17 protein-coding genes and 1 riboswitch are annotated in these 15,752 nt (G+C 58.3%); of the genes, 12 read left to right on the top strand and 5 right to left on the bottom strand.

Annotation, left to right across the window (positions count from 1 at the left end):
- The first annotated feature begins 6 nt into the window (after window positions 1–6).
- From TRL7639_RS15915 to TRL7639_RS15905, 3 genes are read left to right on the top strand one after another with little or no spacing between them, the layout of a single operon-like run.
- A complete protein-coding gene (locus TRL7639_RS15915) occupies window positions 7–1,134 on the top strand; it encodes a patatin-like phospholipase family protein (RefSeq protein ID WP_235820408.1) in 1,128 nt (375 codons plus the stop codon).
- The gene (locus tag TRL7639_RS15910; protein WP_085796826.1) at window positions 1,131–2,585 is read left to right on the top strand and encodes a GntP family permease; all 1,455 of its coding nucleotides are present in this window, start codon (window positions 1,131–1,133) and stop codon (window positions 2,583–2,585) included. Before TRL7639_RS15915 ends, TRL7639_RS15910 begins: the two co-directional genes overlap by 4 nt.
- 24 nt (window positions 2,586–2,609) lie before the next feature.
- Window positions 2,610–2,948, top strand: a complete 339-nt coding sequence (locus tag TRL7639_RS15905) for a DUF1622 domain-containing protein (protein ID WP_085796825.1) — start codon at window positions 2,610–2,612, stop codon at window positions 2,946–2,948.
- Between the two features lie 346 nt (window positions 2,949–3,294).
- Here the strand turns inward: TRL7639_RS15905 and TRL7639_RS15900 are convergent, their stop codons facing one another.
- The 3 genes from TRL7639_RS15900 to TRL7639_RS15890 are packed head-to-tail and all read right to left on the bottom strand — an operon-like array spanning window position 3,295 to window position 5,765.
- Complete coding sequence (locus TRL7639_RS15900) at window positions 3,295–4,044, bottom strand: formylglycine-generating enzyme family protein (protein WP_085796824.1); 750 nt, start codon at window positions 4,042–4,044, stop codon at window positions 3,295–3,297.
- A 16-nt stretch (window positions 4,045–4,060) separates the two neighbouring features.
- On the bottom strand, window positions 4,061–5,278 hold the full coding sequence (gene nirK, locus TRL7639_RS15895) for a copper-containing nitrite reductase (protein ID WP_085796940.1): 1,218 nt from the start codon (window positions 5,276–5,278) through the stop codon (window positions 4,061–4,063).
- A gap of 55 nt (window positions 5,279–5,333) precedes the next feature.
- Window positions 5,334–5,765: a pseudoazurin gene (locus TRL7639_RS15890; RefSeq protein ID WP_085796823.1), complete on the bottom strand. Its 432-nt coding sequence runs from the start codon at window positions 5,763–5,765 to the stop codon at window positions 5,334–5,336.
- A gap of 154 nt (window positions 5,766–5,919) precedes the next feature.
- Here TRL7639_RS15890 and TRL7639_RS15885 point away from each other — a divergent pair, with 154 nt between their 5' ends.
- Window positions 5,920–6,633, top strand: coding sequence for a Crp/Fnr family transcriptional regulator (locus TRL7639_RS15885; protein WP_110647166.1), 714 nt, complete (start codon window positions 5,920–5,922; stop codon window positions 6,631–6,633).
- Here the strand turns inward: TRL7639_RS15885 and TRL7639_RS15880 are convergent.
- Window positions 6,624–6,833: a DUF1858 domain-containing protein gene (locus tag TRL7639_RS15880; RefSeq protein WP_085796822.1), complete on the bottom strand. Its 210-nt coding sequence runs from the start codon at window positions 6,831–6,833 to the stop codon at window positions 6,624–6,626. The two genes, TRL7639_RS15885 and TRL7639_RS15880, sit on opposite strands and share 10 nt — an antisense overlap.
- A 120-nt stretch (window positions 6,834–6,953) precedes the next feature.
- Here TRL7639_RS15880 and TRL7639_RS15875 point away from each other — a divergent pair, with 120 nt between their 5' ends.
- The 8 genes from TRL7639_RS15875 (at window position 6,954) to TRL7639_RS15840 (ending at window position 14,015) form a co-directional block, all read left to right on the top strand.
- Window positions 6,954–7,406, top strand: a complete 453-nt coding sequence (locus TRL7639_RS15875) for a c-type cytochrome (protein WP_085796821.1) — start codon at window positions 6,954–6,956, stop codon at window positions 7,404–7,406.
- A gap of 20 nt (window positions 7,407–7,426) precedes the next feature.
- Window positions 7,427–8,776 carry a cbb3-type cytochrome c oxidase subunit I gene (locus TRL7639_RS15870; protein ID WP_085796820.1) on the top strand — a complete coding sequence of 450 codons (1,350 nt, stop codon included), beginning with the start codon at window positions 7,427–7,429 and terminating at the stop codon, window positions 8,774–8,776.
- A gap of 3 nt (window positions 8,777–8,779) precedes the next feature.
- Window positions 8,780–9,574: a CbbQ/NirQ/NorQ/GpvN family protein gene (locus tag TRL7639_RS15865; protein ID WP_085796819.1), complete on the top strand. Its 795-nt coding sequence runs from the start codon at window positions 8,780–8,782 to the stop codon at window positions 9,572–9,574.
- Window positions 9,575–9,578: 4 nt separating this feature from the next.
- Window positions 9,579–11,465: a nitric oxide reductase activation protein NorD gene (locus TRL7639_RS15860; protein ID WP_085796818.1), complete on the top strand. Its 1,887-nt coding sequence runs from the start codon at window positions 9,579–9,581 to the stop codon at window positions 11,463–11,465.
- 1 nt (window position 11,466) lies between these two features.
- Window positions 11,467–11,649, top strand: coding sequence for a hypothetical protein (locus tag TRL7639_RS15855; protein WP_085796817.1), 183 nt, complete (start codon window positions 11,467–11,469; stop codon window positions 11,647–11,649).
- Window positions 11,646–11,885, top strand: coding sequence for an NnrT protein (locus TRL7639_RS15850; protein WP_085796816.1), 240 nt, complete (start codon window positions 11,646–11,648; stop codon window positions 11,883–11,885). Before TRL7639_RS15855 ends, TRL7639_RS15850 begins: the two co-directional genes overlap by 4 nt.
- 337 nt (window positions 11,886–12,222) lie before the next feature.
- Entirely contained in the window at window positions 12,223–12,483 is a 261-nt protein-coding gene (locus tag TRL7639_RS23575) for an NnrS family protein (RefSeq protein ID WP_085796815.1), read from the top strand.
- Window positions 12,484–12,863: 380 nt separating this feature from the next.
- Window positions 12,864–14,015, top strand: coding sequence for a murein L,D-transpeptidase catalytic domain family protein (locus TRL7639_RS15840; protein ID WP_235820406.1), 1,152 nt, complete (start codon window positions 12,864–12,866; stop codon window positions 14,013–14,015).
- Between the two features lie 282 nt (window positions 14,016–14,297).
- On the opposite strand, the gene metZ is transcribed toward TRL7639_RS15840, so the two are convergent.
- Window positions 14,298–15,488, bottom strand: coding sequence for an O-succinylhomoserine sulfhydrylase (gene metZ, locus TRL7639_RS15835; protein ID WP_085796814.1), 1,191 nt, complete (start codon window positions 15,486–15,488; stop codon window positions 14,298–14,300).
- 71 nt (window positions 15,489–15,559) lie between these two features.
- A riboswitch (SAM riboswitch) is annotated at window positions 15,560–15,637 on the bottom strand.
- Window positions 15,638–15,752 lie beyond the last annotated feature (115 nt).

Here is a 15,752-nt window from a genome sequence, read left to right as displayed (position 1 = left end):
GAGAAATTGCTGCATTGCAGCGATACTGATATTGCGCCTGCAAGGTGGTCTCAAGGAGATGTGAGCATGCCCAAGAAACCAATTGATGTCGCGCTTCAGGGCGGTGGTTCGCATGGCGCGTTCACTTGGGGCGTCCTTGATCGACTTCTGGAGCTTAACGACATTGAAATCGTTGGCATTTCCGGCACCAGCGCGGGCGCGATGAATGCCGTCGCTCTGGCACAGGGCCTGACACAAGCTGGCCCTGAAGGTGCGCGCGAATTGCTCAGGCGCTACTGGACACGGGTGAGTCGCGCGAGCAGCACGAGCCCCTACAAACGAACTCTATGGGACAGGTTGCGCGGCGATTGGAGCTTGGAGCATTCACCCGGCTTTGTCATTTCGCAGTTCATGCGTCAGATGGCGTCACCCTATCAGTTCAATCCGCTCAACATTAATCCGTTGCGCGACCTCGTGAAGGACTGTTTTGATTTTGATGCCATCAATTCAACAGACGGGCCGCGCATATTTCTGTCTGCGACAAATGTGCGAACGGGGCGCTCGAAAGTGTTTCGCCAACCCGATCTGAGCGCAGACGCGGTCATGGCGTCAGCCTGTCTTCCACATGTCTTTAAAGCTGTGGAAATCGACGGAGAAGCTTATTGGGACGGCGGATACATGGGCAATCCGCCGCTTTTCCCCTTGGTCGACGAGACCGAGGCGCGAGACGTCGTCATCGTGCAGGTCAATCCGTTCGAACGTTCAGATATCCCAACGACCCCCTACGAGATCGAAAACCGCCTCAACGAGATCACTTTCAACTCCAGCTTAATGAAGGAGCTCCGCTCGATTGGCTTTTTGTGGGAAATAATCGAGAACGACCAACTTGATCGGAAGGCGTACCGTGATGGGCGTTTGCACCGTATCCATGCTTCTGAGGAAATGTGTAATCTCAGTGTATCCAGCAAGATGAATGCCGAAATGGCCTTTCTGGAACACCTTTTTGAAATCGGTCGCAAAACCGCCGATGATTGGGTGGAGACAGCCTGGCCGGACGTTGGAAAGACGTCAACCTGGCAGCCAAGAGAGATTTTTGACGAAAGTCTGAAACCGGCGCATCTGGCCGAAGGCACCAATCGGGGTCCGCGGAAATGATCGATATCCTTTCAGTTCTACTGTCGCTCGTGTTGCTCATGTACTTTGCGTTTCGCGGTGTCACGTTGCTGATATTGGCGCCGCTTCTTGCTTTGCTGGCTGCTGCCCTGACGGGGGCGCTGCCGATGCTGGCCAGCTTCACACAGATTTTCATGACCAACACGGGCGATTTCATTATTTCGTTCTTTCCGCTTTTCTTCCTTGGCGCAATCTTTGGAAAGCTGATGGACGACAGTGGATCGGCGCGGTCGATCGCCCACTGGGTGATCGCCAGACTTGGCGCTGACAAAGCCATTTTAGCGGTGGTGTTGTGCTGCGGCGTGCTGACCTACGGCGGCGTTTCGCTATTTGTTGTGGCATTCGCAATCTACCCGATCGCGGCGGCACTCTTTCGCGACGCAGATATTCCCAAACGACTCATCCCCGGAGCGTTGGCGCTTGGCGCGTTCACTTTCACCATGTCTGCATTGCCGGGCACCCCTGCAATCCAGAACGCCATCCCCATGCCGTTCTTCGGAACCACTGCCTTTGCAGCACCGGGTCTTGGTCTTATCGCGGCAGCCATCATGGCGGGCCTCGGAATGGCCTGGCTCAACCGTCGGGCCTCTCGCGCCGCGTCTATCGGCGAAGGCTATGGTGAACACGATGAAGGGCTTCCCGAGCCAGACAAAGAGATGCGAGTGCGCTCTCAAGGGGAAGGGTTTGACCTGAACGAGATTGAACCAGCCAATGCAAACATGACAAACGAGCCAAGCTTTTCGCTTGCCATCGCGCCGGTTGTGCTTGTGGTCGTGGTGAATTTTCTCTTCGTCCAACTCGCGGTTCCGCGTTTGGATACCAGTTACCTGGCTGAACCGTTGTTTGGACCGACAACCATAGAGGCCGTGCGTGGCGTATGGTCTATAATCGTTGCACTGACCACATCGATCCTGTTCTTGCTTGCAACCAGTTGGACACGACTGGCAAGCGTCAAAACAAGCCTAAACAAAGGGGCCGATGCGGCCGTATTGCCAATTTTCAACACAGCCAGCCTCGTGGGTTTTGGCGCGGTTATCGCGGCCCTGCCGGTTTTTCAGGCCATCACAGATGCCATGCTCGGATTAAGCGACGGAAATCCGCTTGTAGCCGTGGCGGCCTCTGTCACGACGCTCTCAGCAATCACGGGGTCTGCTTCTGGCGGCATGAGCATCGCGCTTGATGCATTAGGCGCGCAATTTGTCGAACTTGCGGCCGCAACCCATACCTCGTTGGAAGCGATGCATCGCGTCACGTCCGTCGCTTCAGGCGCCCTCGATGCCTTGCCCCATAATGGTGCGGTGATAACAGTGCTCGGCATTTGTGGCCTGACCCATCGTGAAGCATATGGTGATATCTTTGTAGTTGCTGTTCTGGTGCCGATGATCGCGTTGATTGCGATCATCCTGCTTGGGACTCTGCTAGGTGGGTTTTGAAGCTGAAAAGATAGTGGTTCGGGGATGACTATAATCGAGAATACCGCAGAAATTATCGCTGACATCGTTGATGCTGGCGTAATCGTGCTCCTCGCAGGCGGCCTTTGCCTCCTGCTCGTCCAGTGCTTCAAATTACGAAGGCGTGGTGAAACGCCTAAAGCCGTCTTCTTGAATTTACGGCTTAATCTCGGACAACTGATCTTACTTGCGCTTGAAGTGCTGATTGTCTCAGATATTTTGCACAGCATTGCCCATCGGTCTCTGGAAGATCTTGGGGCGCTTGGGGCGATCGTTCTTATCAGGATTCTGCTTGCATTTTTCCTTGACCGAGAACTCGATCGACTTTCATCAAACAGCAAATAGACAACGCAATAAAACACTGCGCCTGTTTTGTCCGCGACTTGGCTGTCGAAACAGACCGCAGAGCAAAAACCAGTTTGGATATTGTAGGTTTCCGCCCTCTTGAATGGCTGCAAACGGGGAACCTGCGGCCCCCGCAGAAAACACAACGCTGCGCGAGCAAGAGAACGCCGCGTCAGCGAAGCGGCAGCAATGAGTGACGGCAATGTGCGCAACGCGGACCTGTGCAGTTGCAATTTTTTTGCTTACGCAGAAAGCCTTGGCTGTTGCGGTGTCGAGCTCGTTGCTTTTGTGACTTGCGCTTCGAAGCGGTCATCCGATCACATAATTCTATGACCGCGTATCTCGCTCATAAGGCTTCGTCACTGATCAGACGCATCCCGAGGTGGGCCGGCGGCGTTCCTACAGCGCATCCACCACGCGCGGGGTCCCTGACCAAGAAAGACATTGCGGCCAAGTGCTCTCCACCCACGAAGAATGCCGGACAGCGATCAGGAGATGTCCCGCCATCCAGCCCATCATAGCATTCCATGGTCCATTCCCAAACGCTGCCATCGAGATCCACGACGCCTTCTGGGGAGGCAGAAAAACTGCCCTGGGGTTTGAGTGCCCGAGGGGCCAGACCTTCAACAAGGTAGCTGGAAGCCCACGTCAGCGACGGATCCGTGAACAGTGGATCGGGTTTCTCAGGGAGAACGGCGGCCGCCATGACATTCCATTCTCCAGCAGTCGGCAGCCGGAAGTTATGACGACTTCTCTTGTTGATCCAGGTGACATAGTGCTGAACATCCATGTAGTTCAGGCCGGTTGCCGGTGTTTTGGCGGGGTCTTGGTCAGGTCGTGCACGCAAGGTGAACTCACAGGCACCCTCGTCTGCACATCTGTTCCATTCGGTTACGGTGACTTCATGCTTTTGCACGTAGATCGAACGCCCGTCCGGCAAAATGATGGCCTGCCCAGCCATCATTGGCAGATAGGCTGGGTCCGGGCCGCGCTGCGAGAGCGCGACCCAAGCGATGGTTGCCGCCGCAAGACACAAGGAGGCGAAACAAAGGGACGTCTTGCCAAGACTGGCCTTTGAGCTTGCAGCGGCGGACATCGGTCCTCCCCCTCTCTTAGGCTTCGAAACTGCGCGGGGCGACGACCTGCTCCATGAGCGCGTTGTCCCACTGGCCTTCGACCACGACGTGAGCAGTTGCGCCCAGCATCACACCTTCAATCAGGTTGTGGTTTACATAGGCGTAGACGCCCGGCTGCTCGAAGGTGTACATCGCCGCTACGGCACTGCCGCCACGCACGAACCAAGTTTCCATGTCTTGCAGAGGCGCGTCAGTGAACGAGCTTTCCCAGACATAGTTGCCATGTCCGCCGATCAGGTGCGGCCGGGAATCCCGGTTTGCCTGATTGTGGATCATTAGCACGGTCTCACCAACCTTGGCTTTGATCGCGCCTTCACCCGTTAGGGCACCCACTGCACCGTTAAACACGGAATGGGTTGGGATCAGGCCACGCATTGCTTCAAGACTGTCGGCATAGTCGTCGCCTGCCGCCTCGTAGGTACGGTAGTCGCCGTTCTCGTCCTTGGGCAAGTAATAGTCCTGCTCGCCGAAATAAGCGATGCTGTCATAGCGCAGCGGGTTGCCATCCTTGTCCTTCAGGCCATCGCGCGGCAGCACCATGATGGCACCGTTCATGCCGTGAGTAACGTGATACGGGATCATGTCGCCGCCCGGAGCGCAATGGTAGGTGAAGCAACCAGGCTTGGTTGCCTTCCAGCGCAGCACGCATTCCTCGCCGGGGTAGATATGGGTCAGGCCACCGCCACCTAGGGCGCCGGTCGAAGCATGGAAGTCGATATTGTGTTCCATCATGCTGGAAGTCGGGTTGCGCAGCGTCAACTCTACCATGTCGCCCTCGTGGACGATGATCAGTGGACCAGGAACGGAACCATTGTAGGTCAGTGCCCAGACGCTTGCGCCATTGTCTTCGTCAACCACCATAAGCCGCTCTTCGGTTTCCATAGTGATCTCAACGATCTTGGGCCCGCCAGTCGCGACCTGCTCGTGTGCGGGTGCAAAAGGTGGGGGTACGAGCTTCTGCTTCACACGGGTGTAGCCCGACAAATCGGCAGGCTTGGCATCTGTTGCGGCCTCTTCTTTGCCCGCCACCCGATAGATGTTGTTCGAGACCGTGTTAATACCGTGCAGTTTCGGTGTCCGCTGTGCAGCCATCGCAGTGGCCCCTGTCATTGCAGCTGCTCCGGCGAGCATACTGCCACGCAGGACATTGCGGCGGCTGGTTTTCATCAATCCTGGGTTTACATATTTGGCCATTTCATCCTCCATCAATTGTGGGTTTGACCTTTTCGTGTGCTTAGGTTGGCGCGCTTCACAGGCCCGCCAGTTGGGCTTCGAAACGTTTCTTGGCTTTCTTCGGCACGCGGCCGGCCAGAAAATCCTCGGGCGGTTGGACGTCGCCAACGACGATCGTCATCACCATGCCCATGGCGTAGTGCGGCTTGCAGATCACGCCATAGACACCTTCGGCATCCAGAGTGATCTCGATCTCTTGGTTGATCTTGCCCTTAAAGCCTTCTGCCCCTTCTGGGATCAGGCCTTTTCCGGTCTCAGCGTTATGCCCCTTGTCGCTGGCCAGAAACTTGATCGTGTCCCCGGGCGCGGCTTGGATGAACGCCGGTTCAAACACCATGCGCTCGCCATCGCTGCCCTTGTTGAGCATCTTGACCTCAAAGGTTTCCGCAAAAGCGGCGCCTGCCATCAACGTGGCCAGGGCAACGCCGGTTGTAACTGTGCGGATCATCAGTCTGTCCTTCCATTTTTGATCTCTTGAGATGGACTTTATTGGGTTCGGCGCGGCGGAATTTGCGCTGGCGCAAGGTTTCCGGCGTTTTTGGAAGGCCGGGGTTGGCAGTGAACTGGCTTTGTCATCGCGAATGTGCCAATTCGGATGGGCAATGACTGAGAACGCAAAGAAAACCCTGCCGCGGCTTGATGAAAGCTTGCTGACGCACCTGCCGCCCTTTTCGCAACTCGAACGGCGCCAGATCCGTGTTATTCTGGATCAGGCCAGTTCACGGCGCTACGACGAGGGCGCACACATTTTTGAAGAGGGTGAGGCCGCCGAGCGGTTTTTCATGCTGCTCGATGGCTACGTCCGCGTCGTCCGTGTCACCCAGACGGGCGAACAGGTCACGGCGCTGCACATTCCATCCGGGCAGCTGTTGGGCATTGCCAAGGCCATCGGGCGCGAGAGCTATCCCGCCACAGCCGTCACCGCGACCGAGTCCATCGTGCTCAGCTGGCCCATGCGATTGTGGGACACCTTTGTGGCAGACTACGACGGTTTTGCGACCGAGACCTATAAGACCGTCGGCCATCGCGTCGGAGAGTTGAACACACGCATCGTTGAGCTTGCCACGCAACAGGTTGAGCAGCGGGTGGCCAATGCGTTGTTGCGATTGATCAATCAGACCGGGCGCAAAGTCGACGACGGGATCGAGATCGACTTTCCGATCACCCGACAGGACCTGTCGGAACTGACTGCAACCACCCTGCACACGGTCAGCCGGTTGCTGAGCGCGTGGGAAAAGCAGGGGATTGTCGAGAGCAAGCGCAAGCGCATCAAGGTCTGCGATCCACATGCATTGGTCGAGCTGTCTCAGCTCTGACCGTCCACCGCGCGTTGCAATTCAGCCCTGAACACCTCTTCGTCCAGATTGTACTCTGTGCAGGCATCTGTGACCGTATGGAACGGATTGACCAGACAGCCGACGCATAACATCCCGTGGCTCAGAAAGACCTCGATGGTCTGGGGCCAGATCTTCATTACATCCGACAACATCAAATCTGGGTCATCCAGGCGGGGCATGCGCGTGTCCTTTCCCCTCTCACGCTAGGGGCTGAACCGCGACAAACGTTGTGCTGGCGCAAATTGGCGCCGTATTGGCCAAGCTACCAATAGGCATCCCGAGGTGAAGGAGGCCTAGGCATGGCTGAAATCTTAACAAAATCGCGGGCGCGCAACATCTTCTACGGGGGTTCGATATTCTTTGTCGTGATCTTTGTGGGGATGACCGTCCACAGCCACCGTTACGTGGTGAACCAATCAACCGCAGGTATGGAACTGAGCGAAGAGGTCGTGTTGGGCAAACACGTCTGGGAGCGCCATTCCTGCATCAACTGTCACAGCCTGCACGGCGAAGGCGCCTATTTCGCGCCCGAGTTGGGCAACGTCATGACCCGGTGGGACGTGATGGAGTCGCCTGAGGACGCCTATGAAGTGCTGGATGGCTGGATGAAATCGCAGCCCACCGGCATCGAAGGCCGTCGCCAGATGCCGTTTTTCGAGCTGACCGAAGAAGAGACACGCGGCCTGGCCGAGTTCCTTCGTTGGGCCGATCAAACCGACACGCAGGGCTGGCCGCCCAACGACGCGGGTTAAGAGGCGCAAGGAGAAAAACCATGAAATATCAATCTCAAAAGGTGGCGTACTACTACTTTCTGGCGGCCATTGCCCTGTTTGGCATTCAGGTGCTGGGTGGGCTGTTGGCAGGCTGGATCTATGTCTCGCCCAATTTCCTGTCTGAACTTTTGCCGTTCAACATCATTCGCATGATCCACACCAACGCGCTGATCGTCTGGCTGCTCTTGGGCTTCTTTGGGGCCGCCTATTTCCTGATCCCCGAAGAATCCGAGCGCGAGATCTATTCGGTCAAGTTGGCTTACATCCAATTGATCATTCTGCTGGTCGGCACGCTTGGCGCGGTGGGGTCCTACCTTGTGGGCATCCACGGTGGGCGCGAGTTCCTAGAACAACCGCTCTGGGTCAAGTTCGGCATTCTCGTGGCTGCGCTGATCTTCCTGTTCAATGTCTCGATGACGGTTCTCGCGGGCAAGAAAACTGCGATCACCAACGTGCTGCTCATGGGTCTGTGGCTCTTGTCGCTGCTCTGGATCTTTGCCTTCATCAACCCCGACAACCTGTCGCTGGACAAGATGTATTGGTGGTTTGTTGTGCACCTCTGGGTCGAGGCGACCTGGGAACTGGTAATGGCCGCAATCCTGGCCTTCCTGCTGCTGAAACTGACCGGCGTGGACCGCGAAGTGGTCGAGAAATGGCTTTATGTCATCGTGGCCACCGCGCTCTTTTCCGGCATCCTTGGCACCGGACACCATTTCTATTGGATCGGCTTGCCGGGCTACTGGCAGTGGATCGGCTCCATCTTCTCGACGTTTGAGGTGATCCCCTTCTTCCTGATGATGAGCTTTGCCTTTGTCATGGTCTGGAAAGGTCGCAAGAACCACCCCAACAAGGCCGCGCTGCTGTGGTCGCTGGGATCGTCAACCGTTGCGTTCTTTGGTGCTGGTGTCTGGGGCTTTCTGCACACGCTGCACGGGGTGAACTTCTATAGCCACGGCACACAGATCACCGCGGCCCACGGTCACCTGGCCTTCTATGGGGCTTATGTGGCGCTGAACCTGGCGGTCTTCACCTACGCGATGCCGATGCTACGCGGGCGGATGCCTTACAACCAGGTGCTCAACATGGCCTCGTTCTGGTTGATGACAGGCGGGATGGCGTTCATGACCTTTGTTCTGACCTTTGCGGGCACCATCCAGACCCACATGCAGCGGGTTGTCGGTGACTATTACATGGAGGTGCAGGACGCGCTGTCGGTGTTCTACCTGATGCGGTTCGGCGCAGGTGCCGCCGTGGTGATCGGGGCGCTGCTCTTCATCTACGCGATGCTTGTTGTGCGCAAAGACGAAGTCATTGCCCCCGGCGCAGCAAGCTCGGTTCCAGGAGAGTAAGGTATGAACATGCAATCTCCCCCCACCCTGCCGTTTTACCATCCCGTCGCGCGTGAATGCGAGCTGTTCGAGACGGCCTATGACAACGGTTTGCCCCTTCTTCTGAAGGGGCCGACCGGCTGCGGCAAAACCCGCTTTGTGGAACATATGGCGGCAAAGCTGGGCAAGCCGCTTTACACTGTCGCCTGCCACGACGACCTGTCGGCGGCCGACCTGATCGGGCGTTATCTGCTCAAGGGCGGCGAAACCGTCTGGGTCGATGGTCCGCTGACACGTGCCGTGCGCGAGGGTGGCATCTGTTACCTTGATGAAGTGGTCGAGGCGCGCAAAGACGTCACCGTGGTCCTGCACCCGCTGACCGACACGCGACGCACGCTGATGATCGACCGCACGGGTGAAGAGCTGGTTGCGCCGCCTGAGTTCATGTTGGTGGCCTCTTATAACCCTGGTTATCAGAACGTGCTCAAACGACTGAAACCTTCGACCCGGCAGCGGTTTCTGTCTGCATCCTTCGACTTTCCACGCGAAGAGATCGAGATCGCCATTGTCGCGCAAGAAAGCCGGTTGGAACCCGGCCGCGTTGCACCTCTGGTCCGGTTGGGCGGGCATATTCGCGAGCTGTCGGGCATGGATCTCGAAGAAGGCGTATCCACGCGCTTGTTGATCTATGCCGCCACGTTGATGGCGGGCGGAATGGGCGTCACCCAGGCGATCGAGGCAGCCATTGTCGAACCATTGACGGATGAGCCGGACATGCAGCAGGCGCTGCGCGATCTGGTCGCCACGATCTACGGATAGACCGATGCGACTTCTCGATCTGATGGAGCCCGAAGAGACGGTTGGCAATCTCTGGCACGACATGGCCAGCGGCATCGCCTTGGGTGAAAGCCACCCGCAGGCGGCGGTCACGTTTGCCTCGGTCCGCGCCAGCCTTTCAGTGCTGTTTCGCGCCTTGGGCGGTGCCAAGGGGGTAGAGCTGTCAGAGGTTCCGGCGACCTTGGTGCGCCATCGTCGCCCCATCCGCCGCGCCCTGGGGGCTGAACGGGATCGGGAGTGGGTGGCTAGCTATGACGGCGAACGTCTTTCCTTGCCACCTGCCATCGCCGCCTTCCCCGAGGCCCGCCTGAACAGGGCGGCCTATTTCTGGCTGACCGCGCAAGCCGCCGTCAGTCAGTTGTCCGAGATGCATTTTCCCGAAGGCGATCCCGCCCTCGACGTGGCACAAATTCAGGCCAATGCCCGCGCCGCCGATCTGGCATTCAAGCACTGTCCGGGGTTGCGGCAAGCCTATGCCGAAATGGCGCATCACTGTACGGGTGCGCGGCCCCAGGTAATCCGGTCAGGACTTGAGGCTGCAATCGAAAAAGCCGTGTGTGATCAACTCTGTGGTGTCCCTTCAGCTCTGGAAACAGGTGCCACCCCGCGCGGCTACAAACCCTTTGCGCCTGTGCCAATCTGGCTACGGTACACCAAGCCGGGGTCCGGAGCTGCGGCCACGGACGAGCAGGCCGACCCCGTCGCTCCGCCCCCGAACGCGGCCCAAACCAACCGCAAGCTTGGGCAGCGCAAGGATCAGGACCAACAGAACCGCAAGGACAGCTTTATCATCCATCGCTTTGAATCGATCCTGTCCTGGGTCGAGTCTATGAACATCAACCGCAGCGTCGATGATGATGACGATGAAAACGCCCAGAAAGCGGCGGACGATCAGGACCAGATCACCCTGTCCAAACACGACCGCAAGGCAGCAACGCGCTTGCGGTTGCATCTGGATCTGTCGCCAGCTGATGCTGACCACGAAGCACTGGCAGGCGAATTCACCTACCCCGAATGGAACCATCGCTCGCGCAGCTACATGGACGGGCATTGCCGTGTGCTCGAAGCCCCGGCGCAGCCGGATGACGAGCACCCGTTCCACCCTCATGAGCGCCGCGTGCGCGAGGTGCGGCGTCAGTTCGAGGCGCTACGCCCCCGTCGTATCCTGCAACCGCGGCAGGTGGACGGTTCGGAGCTGGATCTGGATGCACTGCTGACGGCGCGGGCCGATCTGGTCGCAACCGGGCGCGGCTCAGACCGCATCTGGCAGGCCTTGCGTCAAACGGATCGCGATCTGTCGGTCGCCTTTCTGATCGACAATTCCCGCTCGACCGAGGCCGCCATCGGCGACACATCCGTGATCGAAGTGGCCCGCGAAGCCATGGCGGCGCTCGCCGCCGGGATCGACGCCGCAGGCGACCGGCTCGGCATCTGGGGCTTTTCCTCGCTCCGGCGCGACCGGGTGTTCCTGACCAAGTGCAAACCCTTCGACGCCCCGCTGAACGCCGACACAACCGCCAACATCGGCGCGCTGCGCCCCGGACACTACACTCGCCTGGGTGCCGCCATCCGCCACGTCAGCACGCAGTTGGCCGAGGAACCTTCGGCCCACAAGCTGTTGGTCGTTCTGACCGACGGCAAGCCCAACGATCTGGACCATTACGAGGGCCAGCACGGCATCGAAGACAGTCATATGGCTGTGCAAGAGGCCCGTCGAAATGGGTTGAGCCTGCATGGCGTCATCATTGATGAGGACGGCCAGGATTGGTTCGCCCGCATTTTTGGCCGCGGTGGTTTCACCCTGTTGCCCAACCCCGAGCGGCTGACGCGCGCGCTGCCCGAAATCTATCGCACTCTGACACAGGAGACATAACATGCGCTTCCTTTTTCCTCTGACAGGCTTTTTCGTTCTTATCGGTTCGCGTCTTTTCGCCGAGGGCTTTGATCGTCCGATCCCACAGGCGCAATCTGCATTGGCCGAATTCTGGTATGCGATGGCCTGCATCGCGCTCATCCTCAGCATGATCGCGGTACAATGGCTGGTCTCGCGCAGATGACCCCGCAGGGCTGGTCCACGGTCAAAATCGCGATTGCGCTATACCCGTTCGGCGCGGGTGCCGCAGCGGTCAATGTGTTCTTTGCGTCCCTGATATTCAGTTGGGTAGGCGGACCCGTGTTGTCCACCAGCCTGTCGATCCTGATCGGTGCGATCCTCGGCGTGCCAGCGACTTGGTATTTCGCGCGGCACATCCGCCATCTCATGGATGTCGCCGAAGAAAGGTCAGAAGCATGAGAATGCAACGGACCCGCTCCTCGGACGGCCGAATTTCAAAGAACAGTAGAGGAAAATCGGGATCGCCATGACAGCACAGACATCGTCAAGGCAATCGCGCCGCTGGCAGGGATCCGCGCTTTTCAGTTTCGGGTTCGTCCCCTTCTCCTCCTTGGTGTACTGCGGGTCGCAATCGCCATGATCGTCTGATGGCGTTCGGGGTTCTGCACCTGATCCGGCCGACCCGCAGGCTTTTGTGCTTCGTGCTTCCTATGACTTGACCCCGCTTGGGACTTTCGCGACTTGTTTGGATCAGATCGTGGGCAATCCAGGGACCGCAGGGGCGCAGCCCCCCTAGATGGCTGGTGCGATCGGCCCGATGACCCTCGCGGTTATGAGCCGTGCAACGCTGCGCCACACAGGTCGGGTTCTGACTGCAAATTGTGCAACCGTCGTGAATTATCTTTGCGTATTCGCTACCGCTTTCACACGGTTCCTGCCCCTCCTGAAGCCGGATTTCAGCCATTTGCCCGGCGTTCTGCGGTTGATGGCATTTGTCGGGTTTGCGGCGGCCTATGGTCCCTTGCTCCTCAAACCCAAGCACGAAAGTCAAAGATGACCTGGGCGAGTTTCGCAGGCGTATTTTCGCTTTTCCTTGCGATGCATTGCTGCTGTCCCGGAATCAATCCGTGGAATTGCGGCTATTCAGATCGGACATTTGCCGGAAAGAAGGCCACTGGGGCTAAACGCGGTGTTTCGCCTATGTCTGCATTTACACCGCGCTGCAACACCGGGCGATGCAGTCGCGCAGAATTTCCTGCGCTGCGAGCGCGCGTAGCATCATTTTGGTCTTCCGGTGTGGGCTCGAAGCGACCAACACGACGGCGTGCATAAATGTCGACTTCAGGCTGTCGGTCAAACTTTGCAAACCCCGCCATCTGCACATCGCAACCCTTGATGCGGTCCACAGCATCGGAGGTAGTCCACTAGGTTCGGTGAGTGGTCGCTCTTGGTGAGATGGACCAAGGATTTTGCACCGGCAGCATCCAGGGCGTATCAACCCATGTCTTTGACCGCTTCGGGCTGATTGCTGCCATCGCTGACTTTTCCACGTCCCAAATGTGCAATCTGTGCTACACTTCAGCAGAGGTTGATCAAGCAGGAGATGTGTCGATGTTGTCGCATTCACTTCGTCTCGCCATTGCAGCAACGATCCTGATCCCGATGGCGGGTGTTCTTTCCACGCAAGCGTCCGCGCAAAGCTCGGACATTCCGAACTGGCTGCGCAAACATGTCGGTACTGGCGAGGGGCAGATTGCCCGCGTGGTGCTGACCCGCGCGCGGGCGCTCTACTTTGAGAAACGACGGCAGGGGAAGATCAGCAACCCTTGCTATCTGGCCAAGGACGCCACCCGCCCCAGCACGGTCGGGGGGCGACCCGGGCGGCGGTTCTATGTGATCTGCGAGGACAGGCGAATGTTCCGCGCGGTGTCGTCGGGCTATGGCAACGGGCGCAAGCTGCAGCGCGCCAATTTTTCCAATGGGCGGCAATGCGCAAAGAATTTCAGCAACGCCGAAGGCTCTAAGCTGACGATGGGTGGGGCCTATGTCACCGCCGAGTCGCGGACGTCCTTCAAAGGGTATTACACCCAGGGCGGCAGGAAAGTGCCTTTTCATCGCACGTTTTTGCTGTTTGATGGCGAAGGCGAAACCTCAAACGCGCGCGAGCGAGCGATTGGCGGGCATCAGGCTGTGTTTCTGAAATGGCAATGCCGGATGAAGAAGCCTCAAAGCCCCCATGCGGACAAAGAGGGCTATGTGCCCTATGGCAGGTTGGTGAATTATACGGGCGGGCGCAGCAACGGCTGCACGACTTGGTCGCCATCAGAATCGCGCGATATTCTGGCGCTGACCAATGGCAACCCGACAACGCTCTACATCTACCCGGAAGGCAAGGACATCAACGCGGTGGCCAAAGCGGTCCAGAAAGGCATGTCAGTGCCAGGTGCTGGGCTCTACTGGAGTGCAACCTGTCTAAAAGCCATAGGCGCGCCGCGTTTCTGGCCCAAGCGAACCTTGCAGCCCGTGATCAACCAGTGGCGACAGTCCTTGCCAAAACAACCGCCGCTGGAGCTGCCGATCTGCAAATAACAAGCGTAGCTTGGTAGCTCGGAGGTCCTCCCGCCCGTCGTCGATGCATCGAAGATGCACCGCCTCCCGTTGGGCCAAGCCTCGCTTCGCTCGGCGGTTGGCGCCAAATCTCGGAAACCTGTCCTTCCAACGTTAATGTTTTTGGAAAACATCCCGTCTGGACGCAACTGCGCCGAGCCGAAGGCTCGGCGCCCGGCCCAAGGCCGTTAGCAGGGCTGACGCAGTCAGGTCTGCTCGGGCGCGGGAGCCCCCCGAGCCATGTCCTGTCAATCCAACCGCGCGTTATGCCTGCAGGTTGTCCAGCGCCTGGCGCACATCCGACAACAGATCGTCGGCGTCTTCCAGACCGACAGAGAAGCGGATCAGGCCGGGGGTGATGCCCAACTCGTCCCGCTGTTCTTCGCTCAGACGCTGGTGAGTGGTTGTCGCCGGGTGGGTCACGATGGATTTCGCGTCGCCCAGGTTGTTCGAAATCACCGGGATCGTCAGTGCATTCAGAAACGCAAATGCCGCCTCTTTACCGCCCTTGATGTCCAGCGACAAAACCGTACCGCCCTTGCCACCCAACTGGCGTTGCACCAATTCATTTTGCGCATGGGTCGCTAGGCCCGGATAAAGCGTGCGTTCCAGTGCCGCATGCCCTTCCAACGCCTCGGCAATCTTTTGCGCTGACGCCGCTTGCGCATTCACACGCAGAGCCATCGTCTCGATCCCCTTGAGCATGACCCAGGCGTTGAACGGGCTGAGCGCCCCGCCTGTGTGCTTGAGATAGGGTTCGACGGTGCCGCGGATGAACTCCTTGGTGCCGATGATCACACCGCCCAGCGCGCGGCCCTGACCATCGATATGCTTGGTCGCCGAATAGACGACCACGTCGGCGCCCTGCTCGATCGCGCGGGAAAACACCGGGGTCGAAAACACGTTGTCGACCACAACCAGCGCCCCAACCGCATGGGCAAGCTTGGCCACACCTTCGATGTCGATCACCTCGAGTGTGGGGTTGGACATGGATTCAAAGAAAACAGCCTTGGTGTCGGGGCGGATCGCCGCCTCCCACTGCGCCAGATCGGTGCCATCGACAAACGTCACCTCGACCCCGAAACGGGCCAAGATGTTTTCCAGGATATAGAGACAGGAGCCGAACAGCGCCTTGGCCGACACCACGTGATCGCCTGCCTTGAGCATCGAAGTCAGCGCACCGTTGACAGCCGCCATACCGGATGCGGTGGCAAAGGCGTCTTCGCCGCCTTCAAGCGCCGCAATACGCTGTTCGAACATGGAAACAGTCGGGTTACCGTAGCGGGCATAGATGAACTCATCATCACCGCATTCGATGAACCGCGCTTCGGCAGCTTCGGCGTTATCGTAGACGAACCCCTGGGTCAGAAAGATCGCTTCGCTGACTTCGTTGTATTGGCTGCGGCGCACACCACCGTGGACGGCTTGGGTCCGCTTATTCCAGCTGTCGCTCATGTCGTCATTCCTTTCTCTGCTTTCCGGCGGAAAGCTCAAAATAAAAAACCCCTAACGCGGTCAAGCGAAAGGGGGCTTTCATCCTGACCTTTTAGCGGTGTTGTTTAGCGTGGCCCGCAATCCGGTAACAAATCGCCACGTAGCTCGTGTCTCAGCGTTTACGCCTCGCGACAAGCTGCGTCAAGCCTACCTCGGTCACGATCTATTGCAGCTGGCAACACCAACCGTCACGGAGCTGTAACCGGGGCTTCACCCAACCGTCAT

It is taken from the genome of Falsiruegeria litorea R37 (assembly GCF_900172225.1).
GTDB lineage: Bacteria > Pseudomonadota > Alphaproteobacteria > Rhodobacterales > Rhodobacteraceae > Falsiruegeria > Falsiruegeria litorea.
Note: the sequence above shows the minus strand (reverse complement) of the source record. Positions and strands in the feature narration are given on the sequence as shown.

Coding starts and splice junctions, on each gene's coding strand:
- TRL7639_RS15910 (WP_085796826.1), top strand. CDS start 1,131: ATGATCGATATCCTTTCAGTTCTACTGTCGCTCGTGTTGCTCATGTAC.
- TRL7639_RS15905 (WP_085796825.1), top strand. CDS start 2,610: ATGACTATAATCGAGAATACCGCAGAAATTATCGCTGACATCGTTGAT.
- TRL7639_RS15900 (WP_085796824.1), bottom strand. CDS start 4,044: ATGTCCGCCGCTGCAAGCTCAAAGGCCAGTCTTGGCAAGACGTCCCTT.
- nirK (WP_085796940.1), bottom strand. CDS start 5,278: ATGGCCAAATATGTAAACCCAGGATTGATGAAAACCAGCCGCCGCAAT.
- TRL7639_RS15890 (WP_085796823.1), bottom strand. CDS start 5,765: ATGATCCGCACAGTTACAACCGGCGTTGCCCTGGCCACGTTGATGGCA.
- TRL7639_RS15885 (WP_110647166.1), top strand. CDS start 5,920: ATGACTGAGAACGCAAAGAAAACCCTGCCGCGGCTTGATGAAAGCTTG.
- TRL7639_RS15880 (WP_085796822.1), bottom strand. CDS start 6,833: ATGCCCCGCCTGGATGACCCAGATTTGATGTTGTCGGATGTAATGAAG.
- TRL7639_RS15875 (WP_085796821.1), top strand. CDS start 6,954: ATGGCTGAAATCTTAACAAAATCGCGGGCGCGCAACATCTTCTACGGG.
- TRL7639_RS15870 (WP_085796820.1), top strand. CDS start 7,427: ATGAAATATCAATCTCAAAAGGTGGCGTACTACTACTTTCTGGCGGCC.
- TRL7639_RS15865 (WP_085796819.1), top strand. CDS start 8,780: ATGAACATGCAATCTCCCCCCACCCTGCCGTTTTACCATCCCGTCGCG.
- TRL7639_RS15860 (WP_085796818.1), top strand. CDS start 9,579: ATGCGACTTCTCGATCTGATGGAGCCCGAAGAGACGGTTGGCAATCTC.
- TRL7639_RS15855 (WP_085796817.1), top strand. CDS start 11,467: ATGCGCTTCCTTTTTCCTCTGACAGGCTTTTTCGTTCTTATCGGTTCG.
- TRL7639_RS15850 (WP_085796816.1), top strand. CDS start 11,646: ATGACCCCGCAGGGCTGGTCCACGGTCAAAATCGCGATTGCGCTATAC.
- TRL7639_RS23575 (WP_085796815.1), top strand. CDS start 12,223: ATGGCTGGTGCGATCGGCCCGATGACCCTCGCGGTTATGAGCCGTGCA.
- metZ (WP_085796814.1), bottom strand. CDS start 15,488: ATGAGCGACAGCTGGAATAAGCGGACCCAAGCCGTCCACGGTGGTGTG.